Here is a 15,349-nt window from a genome sequence, read left to right on the forward strand (position 1 = left end):
TATTAGTGTGAACACGCTCTAATTCAACTAATAGAAAGGTAGCGACATTTATCTGCTGGAAAAATAATTTTAGTGAACATAATTGGTTTGTCTTTCTCTAGCCATGTACGGTATAACAGTAACGCTAGTGTTTGGGAAGGTAACTGTAGATATAAGGCTTCATCATCATTTATAGCTATTGGTCGTACTTCAGAGAGCAAGTGTTTCATTTCGTAATGATATCTCTCTTTAATCATCTTATAAATAGGTTGAGTAAAATCATATCCGCTAATACCATTCCAGATTTCCTGAGGCAAGTAAGTTTTTTCTAGTGACCCTGGTTCTTTAGAGTTAGAGAAAAGACGAATTCTATATATTTCAATAACCTTATCATCTGCCTTTAGCTTCAGTCGATTTATTATTGATAATGTTGGACTAATCGCGTTTATGCTAATAATTGAATGCTGTGATCCTAATTTCTCTGGAATCACAAATCTAATCAAATCCCCTACAAGAGCAGGCTGAGCTACGAACGTTCCTATGCCTTGACGTTTGACAATAAGACCTTCTTGAACTAGTCCGTTCAGAGCCTGTCTGATCGTAGCACGAGAAACGCCAAATTGCGAACATAAATCAGGTTCACTAGGAATCCTTGTTTCTGCGGACCACTCCCCACTTTCAATTTTTTCTCGAATGTATTCAATCACTTGATAATATAAAGCAACACCTGTTTTTTTCTGCACTCTTATGCCCTTCTTTAAATATATGAATGTCCGAACATCCAGATTAGGCAAAGAGATTATACCATACATTCGCGTTCAAATTTGAGTTTTTTCTCTCTTCAAAAGGATATAATTAAAACCAATGACAGTTGCACAACCAGTTAACCCTATGGCATCAGAAAGAAGCCCAGGGTACATTAATAAGAGAGAGAAAGCTATGAGAAAAATACTGGAGGTTTTACTCAGTCTCATCAGAGGAATGGCACACTGTTGTTGAAAACCATACGAAAGCGTTGAACATCCTAGCACTGCTGTTAGGGTGGCAAGTATAACTTGTCCAACACTCCCTTGTGCTAGCAGTGAAGGAGCATAACAAAACATATATGGCACAATAAAGGCAGAGACACCAATTTTGCATGAAGTAAAAGCAACTTTCATCGGGCTACTTTTAGAGATACTTGCTGCCGCATAAGCTGCCATCGCAACAGGAGGAGTAATAGCAGAGATGCAAGCAAAATAGAAAATAAACATATGCGTCTGTAAACTCGAGAGGCCAAGCTGAATCAACGCTGGTGCAGCAACAGCAGCACAGATAATATATGAGGCTGTTGTAGGTAACCCCATGCCAAGAATAATGCTTGTGATCATGGTCAAAAAAAGTGCGCATGCAAGAGAGTTACCCGCAATTGAAACAATCACACTGGCTAGTTTGACTCCAGCGCCAGTCATATTCAGAACTCCGATGATAATACCAGCTGTACAACAACTGGAAATCAGGGGACAAGCTGCGATAGCACCAGAACTAAGCGCACCAAAGACAGCCTTTAAGCTAAATTTCCTATTATTAACCACATAAACTACTACGCTTGAAAAGATACCATATAATGCGGCTTTGATGGGACTTGCTTGAATTACAGACAGTACATAAATAAGGACAATCAGTGGTAATAACATATACATATTCCTTAAGATCATAGATTTTTTCGGCAGCTTATCTACGGATAATCCAACAAGATTGTCTTTTATAGCTTCAAGGTCTACCATCACAAAAACAGTAAAAAAATATAATAGGGCAGGAATTAGTGATGCCAGCATAATCGTACGATATGGTACCCCAATCAACTGCGCCATAATAAATGCCGCAGAACCTAATATAGGTGGCATAATTTGACCACCGGTAGAGGCCGTAGCTTCGACAGCGCCAGCAAAATGGTTCCTATACCCAATTGACTTCATCATAGGAATCGTAAAAGCACCGGTAGACACAACATTAGCTACAGAATTGCCGGATACAGTGCCAAATAACGCACTAGAAATCACTGCCACCTTTGCTGGTCCGCCACGACGTGCGCCAGCGAAACTTAATGCCATATCAATAAAGTATGGGCCAGAACCAGACATGCTTAAAAACGCGCCAAACAGAATGAACAGGAAAACCATTGTTGCTGAAGCACTCAACGGCGTACTTAAAATAGCATCATAGCTTAGCATATAGCTCAATGTTTTCTGCCAGCGATATCCCTTATGCCCCAAGGCACCAGGGATATACTTTCCAAAGTATGAATAAAGGAGAAAAAAAACAGCAATAGTAGGAAGAATATTGCCGCTTGTCCTGCGGGTACACTCCAAAGCTAAGATAACGATTATCCCCGTAAATATCAGGTCCGGCACATTCGGGTTGGAGCCAATACGATAAGCCATTGCTTGCGCGTCTATACACATATAGACTGCAGAACTGACTGCTGCAATGATCAGCATAATATCATACCAAGGGACTGATTTTTTTACCGAGCAGTGTCTAGCACAATAAAGTGCAAGCGTCATTACCAAGCCGAACATAATATGAAATGTATAAAGATACCAGCGAGTCATTGGAGCTACAGCTAGGCCATAGATGTGAAAAAGAGACATGATGATACCCAATGTGTACATGACCAGTTTCCATGCCCCCTTCAATTTCCGCTTAGGTACCCCTTCAATAATTTCTTCAGCCTCATCTCGTTTTTTTATAAAAAGCATTTAGTTATCACCTAGATTTATTCTTAGATTTTAATTTCATAGAAGTTCCGATAAAAAATAGGCGAAGACTCCGAGATTCTCACTCCAGTGTTCCTCGCCTTAGATATAATACTATTTCTTAATTAAAGAGCCGAACACAAGGGCGCTGCGGAAGAGATTCACAAAGCGAGCTGCGCAGACCGCGCAGCGGTCGAGTATGTCCGAGCGACTGAACTCCCTCGCAGCGCCCAGAAAACTATGTTAATACTTTCTATCAAGAATTAGTATAACCTGTGAACATTATTATTTCAAGATCAACCATTCAGGAACTTTAACCCCTTTTTCTCTGTAGTACTTAAGCGCGCCGGGATGCAGCGGCATTGTCATTTTATCAATATTCTCAAATAAAATTGACTTAGCGTTTGGATCAATTGATACTAGATCCTCATGTAGATCGTATGTAGCTTTAGTTAAGCTATAAATCACATTTTCAGAAACACTTTTATCAGCAACAAGCATATTCCAGAAAGAAAGCACCGGCCAGTTGTAGTTCTGGTTTTTGTAGGTATTTGCCGGTACTTCAGCACGTCCCCAGAAAGGGTATTTCTCAAAAATTTTAACAAAGTCCTCATTTGTCAGAGAAATAAATTTCAGTTCTTTAGTGGTTTCAAGGTCGAGCAACCATGCTGCAGGAATTCCAGTGATGCCAAAGGCTGCGTCGATTGTACCATCTTTCAGTGCATCACACATGCCATTCGAACTCAAGCCGGCAACGCTCTGTGGTTGAATATTGAGAACACTTAGCAATGCTTTAACCGCATCACCACTTGTAGATCCCGGAGCGCCGCATGCAATTCGCTTGCCCTGCAGATCATAAATCGTATTGATGCTACTGTCTTTAGGAGCAAAAATATAAAGAACACTACAGTAAAGAGGAACTACACCAAGACAATTTTCATATTTAGTTCCGTTTGCCCACCCTATTCCCCGATAACCTTCGCCACCAAGCCATGTGGTAACCAAGCCGAGCTCCATATCTCCATTTTTCATGGACTGCATGTTCGTAATTGGACCAGGCGTTGCTTCGCTTGAGATTTCTACCCCATCGACATTTTTATTCATTAAGTTTGCCCAGCCTGTGCCAAGGATATAGTACGTTCCACCGATCGAAGAAGTGCCGAGGGCCATTCGTGTCGAGGAATGTGCCCCTGCTGTAGTGACAAAAGTAAATGTTAACAATGCCAGAGCGTAGACAGTTGTAAGGACAAAAATACGTTTCATCATTGTTACTCACCCCTTAATAGTAATTTAATAACAGTCACCCCATAATATATCTTTGAATCTCTTTTACCGACTTACCTTCGAACCCTAAATTTAAAAGTTTAGTTCCGTCTTTCCTGAAATCACGCTCTCTGATAATATTCGCAACATCAATAAGCAGGTCCGTTACAGGAGTAGGAACGTTAAACTTCTTGCCAATATCGGAGACCAGCGTCATATTCAGTGGTACATCTTCGTCGATAAAACGATCAGGAACTTGAGCAGCATTAGCTGAAATTCCTTTTTCCTGAGGAAGCGGTACGTAATGAACACCCTTATAAAACATTTTACTTGTTTCATCACCAGAGACAGGATGAAGCCCAAGAACATTCATAACAGACATACGTTCTTTGTCATAAAGTTCTTCGATTTTGATGGTTGATTTCGTACCCCAAGCATGGAAATCCTTGTCATTTTCAGTTGGTGCTTCTACTTTACCGAGATTGAACAGGTAGCTAGGTACGTGTCCCTTTGGATTGACGTTATTCATACCAACGCTGAGAGAATCCCGTTCTTGAATAATTTCTGGAATAACTGGCTTGATGATGTTAAAGAGTTCTTCATTTCTTTTTGCCGGAAGCGCAGCAATGGGAAGAACAGCTTTACGTGCTTTGATTCCAGCATGAGCAGGACCAATAAGCCTCGTCGCATATGGCATACTTCCACTTTCGCCAATGAGTGGAATTTCTTTAACTCCTGCTGCTTCAAGCGCACGGCGAAATAGAATGGAGCTCCCGGAATTACCGGGTATTAAGAGTATCGTATGTTCAGGCTTGATAAAGGGAGCCATCTGCTTTGCGAGTGCAGGATGAAAGTTACTGACAATCGTGACGAGAAAAACATTTCCTGCAGACATGGCTTCTCCAAGAGAATCTGTTGCAAATGCTACAGGCGCAAAGCCTTCAACAATAGGGCCGCTCATTTTAACCCCACCTATTTTTTTAATATCTTTAATAGGAACGGGGTTAATGTCATAAATAGCAGACAGTTTTAAACCACGAAGAATCATGTCACCTGCAAGTGATTGGCCTCCATTGCCTGCCCCAATTATTACATATTTTTTTTCCATCTAAACCCCTCCTAAAATGTTATAGTTCAAGATTCGTTACACTCAATCGTTACTGTTTAGCACGTCTTGTACTTTATCTAAGAGCATTCTGTATCTTTCTTTAACTTCAGTTTGTAATCTGTTATAGGCATCAATATCATTGTCAAGCTTTAAGCTCATTTGCTTTGTAAGCTTTTCCGTTTCTTCTGAACGAGGAGAACCTTCACTGATCCTGTTTTCTACCGAAGAAGTGGCATCCATTACTTTATCTATATGTTTCTTGGTCCATTTAAATGACCGCCCAGCAAAGTTCAAAGCAGCTTCATCAAGCTTTTTGCTGGTAATTCCTTGGCAGTTGAGACCTGCATCAACACATTTCATGACTACTTGTCCCACAATTTCATGGGCAACACGGAAAGAAATATGCTCTTCCCTCACCAGCTCATCTGCCAATTCAGTTGCGGTACAGAAATTCCCATTCACTCGAGCTTTCATATTCTTTTCGTTAACTTTTAGTTTATTCAAGACTTCTTCTGTTAAGACTGTCATAGCCTCTATCTCCATAAAGGCGTCCCACAGATGATGCGTCGTCTCCCCACCCAGATCTCTGCTATGAGCGAAAGGAATTCCTCTCATACAACAAAATGCATCTGCAAAAGCTGCCAATAAATGTGAACATTTTGCCTTTATATATTCAAGTACGGCCGGATTTTTCTTTTGTGGCATAATACTGCTTGTAACGCAGATTGAATCATCAAGTTCAATATATCTAAACTCATCAGCACACCAATAATATAGATCATGAGCCACCCGATTAATCGTGGAGGCAAGTATCGCAAGCGTGGCGATGATTTCTAATACATAATCCCGTGACGCAATTGCATCGAGAGTATTTACAATCGGCCCTTTAAATCCAAGTAGTTCAGCTGTAAAGCGTCTATCAATAGGAAAACTTGTACCAGCAAAGGCTCCTGCACCAAGTGTGGCATAATTAAGATGCTGATATGTAGCATAAATTCTGTCGAAGTCACGTTCTAATGCTTCGGCTACACCAGCAAAATAAAAACCTAGCGTGATCGGCTGTGCAGGTTGCATATGCGTGTAGCCTGTCATAACTACGTTTTTATATTCTTCTGATTTTATAATTAGCGTATTTCGTAAAGCATTAAGCTGGGGGAAAAAATTAAGGAGTCGATCCCTTATATCCATCCGTAATATTGTTGAATGGAGATCATTCCTACTTCTTGCTGTATGTAATTTTCCACCAATATCAATACCTATATCATTAATAATATACATCTCTACATTGTAATAATAATCTTCATATTTTGGATCAAGAGTAAGGACTGTATTACCTTTCTTCTCTAATGCTATGAGTGAACGAAGAATTATTTGCGCATCATGTCGGCTAATAATTCCTTGTCTATAGAGCATCAACGTATGTGCTTGATTTAAACGTGACATGTTATAGAAAGAACGTTCATTAGATGCCTTTAGAAAATTAGCACCTAAATATTTCTCTTGATTGAAACTCGGAGCTGCTTTTAGTCTTTCACGCATATTAGCCTCCTAATCATAGATACGTCATGTCGTCCGGACAACTTGACGTTATATTTAGTATAGGCTATTCGTTTATAAAGTCAATACGTGAATAAATTCCTTCTAAAATGTCAAAATATAAGTGATAATTAGATTAACATCATGTTCTAATCGAGAAACGATAATTCTTTAAAAGTAACAAGAAATAACGCAGAATTACAAACAACTTAAGGACTCCTCTAGTTTGTTCCAGTACAAAAACATTGAATAAGATTCTCCTTCATCTCTTTCATGAGAGAACTGTGACATCGTCACTGAAAGAAATCCGGCGGACGGTTAAAGTGGGACCACAGCGCCCAAACACCCTGCGTCCGAAGAACGCGCCGGCAGCGGCGAAACGGACGCAGGAAAATCCCCGAAGGAGGAACGGAAACATGTCTGAAAAAAAGGAAGCAGTACGCGCGGCAAAACTTTTGATCGTCGGCGGCGGCCCCGGCGGGCGCGTGTCGTACATCACGGCCCGCCGTTTCGGCGTGGAACCGGCGGTCATGGTGATGAACGAGGAACCTACGGTCATCTGCAGCCTGCCCTACGGCGTGGGACGCCGCCTGATCCCCGACGGACCGGAAGCGACGGTCGTCGATCTGTCGCGGGAGAAACGCCTGCCGCCCGACGCCATGAAAGACGTCGTTTTCGGCTCCGTGACGTCGATCGACGCGGCGGCAAAGACCGCGACGGTCGCAGGCCCCGCGGGCGAGACGAAGATCGCCTACGAGAACCTGATCCTCGCCCCCGGCGCCGTTCCCTGGCTGCCGCCGGCGGAAGGAATCTTAAAAGAAAAGGGGGACGCTTCCGGCCCGATGGTCGCCGTCGGCGACCGGCTCGTCGACCGCTCGCGCCTCGCCGACGGCGTTTACGTCCTCAGGGGCGCCGCCGACGCCCGCGCGCTGGACGAACTGGCCGCGCGCGCCCAAAAAGTGGCCGTCGTCGGCACGGGAGCCGTCGGCCTGGAAATCATCGAAGCCCTTTCCGACCGCGGCGTCGCCGTCGTCGCCGTGGAAGCGCTGCCGCACGCCGTCTCGGCGCTGGACGCGGACATGGCCGCGGCGGTGGAGCGCCGCCTGCGCGAACGCGGCGTCGAGCTTCGCCTGAACGACGCCGTCGCAAGCTGGTTCCCCGGCACGCTGACGCTGCGCAGCGGAGAACTCACCGCCGACGCGGTCGTCTTCGCCTCGGGAGTGAGGCCGCGCCTCGATCTGGCGCACGCCATGGGGCTGAAAATCGAACGCGGCATCGTCGTCGACGCCGCGCAGCGCACCTCGCTGCCCTCGGTCTGGGCCGTGGGAGACGCCGCGCAGATCGCCGACGCCGCGTCGGGCAAATCCGTCCTGCCGCTGATCGGCACGCTGGCGATGCGCCAGGCCATGACAGCCGTCATGGATATCGCCGGGCTGCCCGCGCAGCTTCCGCCGGCAACCCTCTGGGGCGTGAGCGAGATCTTCGGCCTGCACTGGGGTTCTGTGGGCTGGAGCGAAGAAGCGGCCCGGCGCGCCGGACTCAACGCGATCTCGCTTTCCTTGCCAGTGCGCAGCCGCGACCCTTTCATGCCCTCGGGCAAGGACGCCGTTTGGAAAGTCGTCCTCTCCGCGGGCGAGGACGAAGGTTTCAAGCCCGGCCAGATCCTCGGCTTCCAGATCGTCTCGGCAGGCGACAATCCCGTCCACCTCGCCGAACGCTTCGTGGATGTCGTCGCGCGGCGCGAGACCGTACAGGACCTCTTCGGACATTATTTCATCCACTCCCCCGCGCACAACGCCGTGGACGATCCTTTCCTCGCCCTCATCGCCCTGGCGCTGGAGAAAATGCCGCGCCGGTGAGGCGGAAATGTCCGTGCCGCTTCAGCGCCTTCGAATGAAAATCGATCGAACAAAAGGCACTTGACGGGGGAAAGAATTCTGTTATATACTTTCGACGTAAGAAAAGTATATGAATCCATAGCATACTAAGTAAAAAGCCAAAGTTTTTTTGCGCCGGTAAAAGTATCTGAGTAAGCAAGTAAAAACAGGCCATGAGGCTTGCTTTCACTTGCTTTTATTTTTTCATCGGATGAGGAGAGTGATGCCATGGTAACATGGGAGAATTTCATGATTCCCGACAACGAGGCCGATCTTTGTCGTTTGGCGATTCTCCTCGCCATGACGCCGAATCAGGACGTCGAAAAGGAAGTCATCGCGCAGTATCAAAAACTTGGCCTGCGCAGCGCCGCGACGATGATTTCGGGGTTCGGCATCGACAGCCAGACGAGCATCGTGCGAAGCGTGGTCAATCTCTGTCTGAACACGAACGTGATCGAACGCAAAAGGTCTCATGTTCATCCGGTCTGCCACTGCGTCCTCGAGACGGCGCAGAGTACCCGCGCTTCCGACGCCATCGGTCAGAACTTCTGCTTCAAGGCGGCCGTCGTGCGCCGCAGGGAAGAGTTCACGCTGTGCTTCTACGGCAACCTGGCCATGCACGAGCTGTCGGGACACAAATCCATCGGCGTCGGCTATCAGATCCTCGGCAATTGATTTTTGTACCGGCAATTAAATACAGTATCCAGTACGGCACCACGATAAACGGTTTCTCAGTAAGAGAGTAAAGCGCTGTTTCCGACGTTTCGGTCGGGGCAGAATGTTTTGCTCTCTTATTTTTTTACGCGCCCCGAGGGGTTCGCTGCATCGTCATGTTCTGAACAAATTCGAGAAGGAGGAACTGCTATGTCACACGAGAACTCTGCCGCCAAATCCGGAACTTTTGTCACCCGCATGGGCAACGTCATGCTGCGCTGGTCGCTGAAATACATGCCGGACGCCAGCATTTTCGCCGTTGTGCTGACTTTCATCGCGTTTATCCTCGGGATCACGCTGACCGATCAGGGACCGATGCAGATGATCCAAAACTGGTACAAGGGATTATGGGAACTGCTCGGCTTCTCCATGCAGATGTCGCTCATCGTCATCACCGGTTCCTGCGTCGCCAACGCCCCTCTCGTCAAGAGATGGATCGACGGGCTGGCGGGAATCCCCAACAGCGGACGTTCCGCCGCTTTTCTGGTCACGTTCGTCAGCGTCGTCGTCTCCTTTGTTCACTGGGGGCTGAGCCTGATCGTCGGCGCCATTCTTGCCAAGGAGTTGGCCCGCAATCTGCGGCTCAAGCGCATCCCCTTCGAGTACGGGCTTCTGGCCGCCGGGGCTTACGTGGGACAGATGACGTGGCAGGGGATGCTCAGTTCATCGGTCGGTCTGTTTATCGCCATGCCGGGACACGTTCTGGAAAAAACGATGGGCATCGTGCCCATGTCGCAGTTCATGCTCAACCCGATGAACATCGCCGTCACCGTCGCGCTGGCGATCTTTCCCGCCGTCTTTGCCGCCATGCTGCAGCCGAAGAATCCCGACGAGTTCATGCCCCTTGACGAAAACGCCGTTCGCGCCATTGAAAAAGAAGACTTGAAGGTCAAACGCCGTCCCGAGAATCCGACCGTCGGCGACGTTCTTAACTACAGCCCGCTGATTTCCCTCGCGCTCTGCGCCATGGGCTTCGTTTACATCTTCTGGGCTTTCAGCCGGAAGGGCTTGGGCGCCCTTGACTTCAACATGCTCAACGCGCTCTTCCTGTTTGTCGGCATTTTGCTCTACGGCAACATCGCCAACTACGTGCAGGCCGTCAAGGACACGACCGCCGGCGTAGCCGGCATCATCTTCCAGTTTCCGCTCTACGCCGGCATCATGGGCATCGTCAAGTACTCGGGGCTCGTGCTGATTCTCGCCAACGGCATCGCCGCTATCAGTACCAAGGGGACCTTCTACCTGTGGACGTTTCTTTCTTCATCGCTGGTCAACATGTTCGTGCCCTCCGGCGGCGGGCAGTGGGCCGTTCAGGGGCCTATCGCCATCGAGTCGGCCAAGCTGATGGGCGCCGATCTGGTCAAAACGAGCCTGATGGTCGGCTACGGCAACACATGGACCAACATGGCCCAACCCTTCTGGGCCATCGCCCTGCTGGGCATCACTGGGCTGGAAGCCAAGCACATCATGGGGTACAGCATGGCGATCATGCTGCTCAGCGGTTTCATCTTCGTGCTTGCCGCCGTTCTGCCCTTCTAAAGAGAGGTCATCCCCGTGACCGGTTTCGACTTCATGGAAGCGACCGTCGCCAAAGTCCACGCCGCCTATTTGGACGGTTCGCTGACCTGCCGCGCGCTGTGCGAATACTATTTGGCACGCATTGACTGTCTGGAATCGCGGATCAATTCCATCATCTGCGTCAATCCCAAGGCGCTGGAAGAAGCCGAGCGCTTCGACGCGTACGTGAAGGAAAGACGTCGGCTTTGCGGAGCGCTTCACGGCATCCCCGTGATGCTGAAAGACAACTTCAACACGACCGACATGCCCACGACGGCGGGAAGCGTCGCGCTGAAGGGCTGGGTGCCGCAAAAAGACGCCTTCGTCACCAAAAGGCTGCGCGAAAGCGGCGCGCTGATCCTCGCCAAGACCAACTTGCACGAGTTCGCCATCTGGGGCGAAACGGTCAGTTCCATCCTCGGGCAGTCGGTCAATCCGTACGATCCGACGCGCACCCCCGGCGGCTCTTCCGGCGGCACCGGCGCGACGATCGCCGCCAACATCGGCATCGTCGGCCTGGGCACCGACACGATCAACTCGGTACGTTCGCCCGCCTCGGCCAACAGCCTTGTCGGCATCCGCCCCACGATCGGCCTGGTCTCGAGGGCCGGCATCGTTCCTTACTCGCTGACGCAGGACACGGCCGGACCGATCTGCCGCACCGTGGAGGACGCGGCGCGGTGCCTCAGCGTCATCGCCGGCTACGATCCCGACGACGCGGAAACGGCGTGGGGCGTCGGGCACGTCGTGGAAGACTACGCAAAGTATCTCGACGAAAACGCGCTGCCGGGCAAACGCATCGGCGTGCTGGAAAGCCTTTTCGGCAAGGAAGACGTCAACCGCTCCACCAACGCCGTCATGAGCGAAGCGATGAAGGTATTCGAGGCCAACGGAGCCACACTGGTTCCCGTCAGGGACGACATTGACCAGTCATGGCTGAGCAGCGAGACGTCCGTTCATCTCGACGATTTCCGCCGCGATCTGGACGGCTATCTCAGGGAACTGCCCGCCGACTGGCCCGTTCACAGCATGAAGGAAATCCTCGACAAAGGGCTGTTCCACCCGTTCTCGGAAAGCAACATGCGCGACGCGATGAAGCTCGGGGTCAGTACTCCGCGTTACCTTGAAAAGATGTACAACAAAATCGAGCTCCGCACTCGCGTGTTGAAAATCATGGCCGATCTGCGGCTCGACGCGATGATCTACCCCCACCAGCAGCAGCTGGTCTGCAAATGCGGCGCCAGCCAGCGGCAGCGCAACGGCGTGCTCTGCTCGTCCACGGGGTTCCCTTCGGTCTGCGTGCCGGCGGGATTCGCTCCCGACGAAAACGCGCCGGTCGGCGTTCCCGTCGGCATGGAGATCATCGGCCGTCCATGGAGCGAAGCGCTCCTCATCTCCATCGCCTACGCCTTCGAGCAGCATTCGCATTTCCGCAAGCCGCCGGTATTGTAAAACAAGTCTAACGCCATAGAATAAAAGAGCTGTCAGATCCAAAAAGGGGATCTGGCAGCTCTTTTATGATCTCTATTTTTTCCTCTCAGAGGGGCATGGAACGCGATAGGCAATCGCAGTCAGGACGGGGATCACGATCAGCGTCAGCACCGTGCTGACCGTCAGTCCCGACATGATGGTCACCGCCATCGGGCCGAAGAGCCGGTCATGGATCAGCGGGATCATGCCGAGCACCGTGGTCAGCGCCGACATGGCGACGGGGCGCACGCGGCTGACGCCGTCCGCGACGATGGCTTCGTAACGGTCGCGCCCGGCGGCGAAATCCGCGCTGACCTGATCGAGCAGCACGATGGAATTTTTCGCCAGCATGCCGACCAAGCTCAGCACGCCGACGATGGCCACAAAGCTCAGATCCATGCCGGCAACGCTGATGCCGCCGGCGATGCCGGTTATGATCAGCGGCAGCGAGAAGAAGATGATCAGCGGCTGGCGGAAACCGTTGAACAGAAAGACCATGATGGTGAACATCACGACCAGCGCGGGGACGAAAGCCGTCGCCATGCCGCCGATGGCGTCGTCGAACATTTCTTTTTCGCCGCCCCATTCCAAGTGATAGCCCACAGGCAGCTCGATCGCTTCGATGGCAGGACGCACGCGCCGCAGCATGGCGTCGGCGTTGTCTCCCAGCTTCACTTCGCTGGCCACGGTGATCACGCGGCTGCGATCGCGGCGCACGACGATATCGTCCTCAAAGGTCACGTCCAGCGACGACACGACGGTCCCCAAAGGCACCGACGCCTGGGCGGCCGGAGCCCACAGGGGCAGCGCGCTGAGCATGTCGACGCGGTGGCGCTCCTCCGGCACGAGCGCGGCCAGAATGGGCAGAGAACGGTCGCCGTCGCGGAAAACGCCCACCGGAGCGCCAGTCGTCGCCACGAGAATGGCCTGATTGATCAGCGGGCGCGTCAAACCGAGATTCTGCATCTGATCCTTCAGCACCCGGGGACGGAACACCTCGACGGAATCGCGCCAATCGTGGCGGACGAAGTTTTGGCTGGGATCGTCCTCCATCACGGCGACGGCCTGCGCAGCCAGACGCCGCAGCACGGCGGGATCGTCGCCGTAGAAGCGGGCCTCGATTTTGGGAGTCATGCCGCTGCCGCGGGCAAAGTTGCGGCACGTCCCGCGGATGGAGGGCATATGATCGGCGATGTACCGTTCGGTTTTCAGCAGCACGGGGCGCGTCTGCTCCTCGTCCCTCACTTCCACGACCAGCTGCGAAAAAGCGTTGTTGGGATCGGGCGGCGAATAGGTGAGCATGAAGCGCAGGCTGCCGCCGCCGATAAAGCTGGAAACGTTTTTCACCTCCGGCTGAGAGCGCAGGTACCGTTCCAGTTCGGCGGTCGCCTGACTTTGAGCTTCCAGCGTCGAGCCCTGGGGGCCCCACAGGTCGGCCATGAAGTAAACCGTGTTGGAGTCGGGAAAGAACGACTGGTCGAGACTGGCAAACTGCGCCAGAGCCGCGGCGAACAGCGCCAGTGTCGCCCCTACGGTGACGGCGCGGTGACGCAGACACCACTCGAGCGCCGCGCGGTACGCCCGGAACAGTCCGCGGTCGTAAGGGTCGTTCTCCTGTTTCTTCGCCTTCAGCATCATCTGCCCGAATACCGGCGTCACCGTCAGCGCCGCCACCCAGCTGAGCATCATGGAGATCCCCACGACGGACAGCAGCGAGCCGCAGAACTCGCCCGTCATGTCGGGAGACAGCCCGATCGGGGCGAACGCCATGACAGCGATGAACGTGCCGCCCAGCATGGCCCATTTGGAGCTTTCGACCGCGTCGGAAGCGGCATCCTCTACCGCCACGCCGCGCTCCACGCCGACCAGCATTCCTTCGGTCACCACGATGGCGTTGTCCACCAGCGAGCCCAGCGCGATGATCAACGCCGCCAGCGAAACGATCTGCAAAAAGATCCCCGCTTGATTCATCACCGCCACGGTTCCCGCGACGGTGAGCAGCAGCACGACGCCGATCAGCAGTCCCGACCGCAGCCCCATGAAGATCAGCAGCACGCCGATGACGATGGCGAGAGACTCGCCAAGATTGACGATGAAGTCGTTGATCGACGCGGTCACCTGATCGGACTGCATATAGATCTCTTCCAGCTCCATACCGACGGGCCGGTGGATTTCCAGATCTTCGAGCCGCCGCGACACGGCGCGTCCCATTCTCACCACATTGCCTCCGGTCACCGTGGCGATGCCGACGCCCAGCGCGGGACGGCCGTTGAAGCGCATCATGAACGTCTGCGGATCGACGAAGTCCCGCCGCACCGAGGCCACTTCCTTGAGACGGATCAGCCGGCCGCCGGCCCCGCCGATGACCAGATCGCCGATGTCTCCCACGGAAAGAATGGCGCTGGTCGGCGAAATGCGCACGTAGCGGTCGCCCGTGATCGTGCTGCCGATGGCGGAAAGGCTGTTCTGCTGATTGAGCACGGCGAAGACCGAAGCCGGCGACAATCCCAGCGAAGCCATGCGGCTGGACGAAAACTCGACGTACACACCTTCCTTCTGTTCGCCGAGGATCTGTACGCTGGCGACCTCGGGCACGAGCACGAGCTGTTTTTTGAGAAAATCGGCGTAATCCCACAGATCCTTCATCGTGTAACCGTCGCCGATCAGCGCGTAAAACTGGCCGTAAACGTCGCCGAAGTCGTTGTTGATCAGGATCGCGCTGCCCGCCGGCATGTTCGGCTGCACGTCGTTCAGCTTCTGGCGCAGGATGTCCCATACCTGGGGCAGTTCCGATGAATCGTATTCGTCCTTGATGTCCACGTAAATGAGCGCCATGCCCGGCATGGAACGGGAGCGGATGTGCTTGACCTCGCCCATGGACTGCACGGCGTCTTCGATGCGGCTGGTCACCTCGCGCTCGGTTTCGTAGGCCGTCGAGCCGGGATAGACGGCCGTGACCACGGCCGTCTTGATCGTGAAAGCCGGATCTTCGAGCTTGCCGATCCGAAAATAAGCGACGATGCCCGCCACGGCGGTGAGAGCGCAGAGAAACAGCACCACCGCGCGGCGTCTGATGCTGGCGCGTGCGATATTCACTTTCCAACCCT

General features: G+C 51.9%; 10 protein-coding genes. 4 read left to right on the plus strand and 6 right to left on the minus strand.

The features are described 5' to 3' along the window. Positions 1–23 precede the first annotated feature (23 nt). From FYJ74_RS05860 to argH, 5 genes are all read right to left on the minus strand, one after another. Positions 24–722 (minus strand): GntR family transcriptional regulator, encoded by a 699-nt coding sequence (locus FYJ74_RS05860; RefSeq protein WP_195838818.1) that lies wholly within the window; start codon positions 720–722, stop codon positions 24–26. 75 nt (positions 723–797) lie between these two features. Further along, positions 798–2,720: a TRAP transporter permease gene (locus FYJ74_RS05865; RefSeq protein WP_154528652.1), complete on the minus strand. Its 1,923-nt coding sequence runs from the start codon at positions 2,718–2,720 to the stop codon at positions 798–800. 282 nt (positions 2,721–3,002) lie between these two features. Beyond that, the gene (locus FYJ74_RS05870; protein ID WP_154528653.1) at positions 3,003–3,983 is read right to left on the minus strand and encodes a TAXI family TRAP transporter solute-binding subunit; all 981 of its coding nucleotides are present in this window, start codon (positions 3,981–3,983) and stop codon (positions 3,003–3,005) included. 34 nt (positions 3,984–4,017) lie between these two features. After that, positions 4,018–5,088, minus strand: coding sequence for an NAD/NADP octopine/nopaline dehydrogenase family protein (locus tag FYJ74_RS05875; RefSeq protein ID WP_154528654.1), 1,071 nt, complete (start codon positions 5,086–5,088; stop codon positions 4,018–4,020). Positions 5,089–5,130: 42 nt separating this feature from the next. Next, on the minus strand, positions 5,131–6,627 hold the full coding sequence (gene argH, locus FYJ74_RS05880) for an argininosuccinate lyase (protein WP_154528655.1): 1,497 nt from the start codon (positions 6,625–6,627) through the stop codon (positions 5,131–5,133). Positions 6,628–7,040: 413 nt separating this feature from the next. On the opposite strand from argH, the gene FYJ74_RS05885 reads away from it, so the two are divergent. The 4 genes from FYJ74_RS05885 (at position 7,041) to FYJ74_RS05900 (ending at position 12,224) form a co-directional block, all read left to right on the plus strand. Beyond that, positions 7,041–8,483, plus strand: a complete 1,443-nt coding sequence (locus FYJ74_RS05885; protein WP_154528656.1) for an NAD(P)/FAD-dependent oxidoreductase — start codon at positions 7,041–7,043, stop codon at positions 8,481–8,483. Positions 8,484–8,729: 246 nt separating this feature from the next. Continuing rightward, entirely contained in the window at positions 8,730–9,176 is a 447-nt protein-coding gene (locus FYJ74_RS05890) for a HutP family protein (protein ID WP_154528657.1), read from the plus strand. Positions 9,177–9,365: 189 nt separating this feature from the next. Further along, a complete protein-coding gene (locus FYJ74_RS05895; RefSeq protein ID WP_154528658.1) occupies positions 9,366–10,754 on the plus strand; it encodes a short-chain fatty acid transporter in 1,389 nt (462 codons plus the stop codon). A 15-nt stretch (positions 10,755–10,769) separates the two neighbouring features. Then, the gene (locus tag FYJ74_RS05900; RefSeq protein ID WP_326830884.1) at positions 10,770–12,224 is read left to right on the plus strand and encodes an amidase family protein; all 1,455 of its coding nucleotides are present in this window, start codon (positions 10,770–10,772) and stop codon (positions 12,222–12,224) included. 72 nt (positions 12,225–12,296) lie between these two features. On the opposite strand, the gene FYJ74_RS05905 is transcribed toward FYJ74_RS05900, so the two are convergent. Next, positions 12,297–15,338 carry an efflux RND transporter permease subunit gene (locus FYJ74_RS05905; RefSeq protein ID WP_326830885.1) on the minus strand — a complete coding sequence of 1,014 codons (3,042 nt, stop codon included), beginning with the start codon at positions 15,336–15,338 and terminating at the stop codon, positions 12,297–12,299. Between the last annotated feature and the right edge of the window lie 11 nt (positions 15,339–15,349).

Origin of the sequence: Pyramidobacter porci (genome assembly GCF_009695745.1) — a bacterium.
GTDB lineage: Bacteria > Synergistota > Synergistia > Synergistales > Dethiosulfovibrionaceae > Pyramidobacter > Pyramidobacter porci.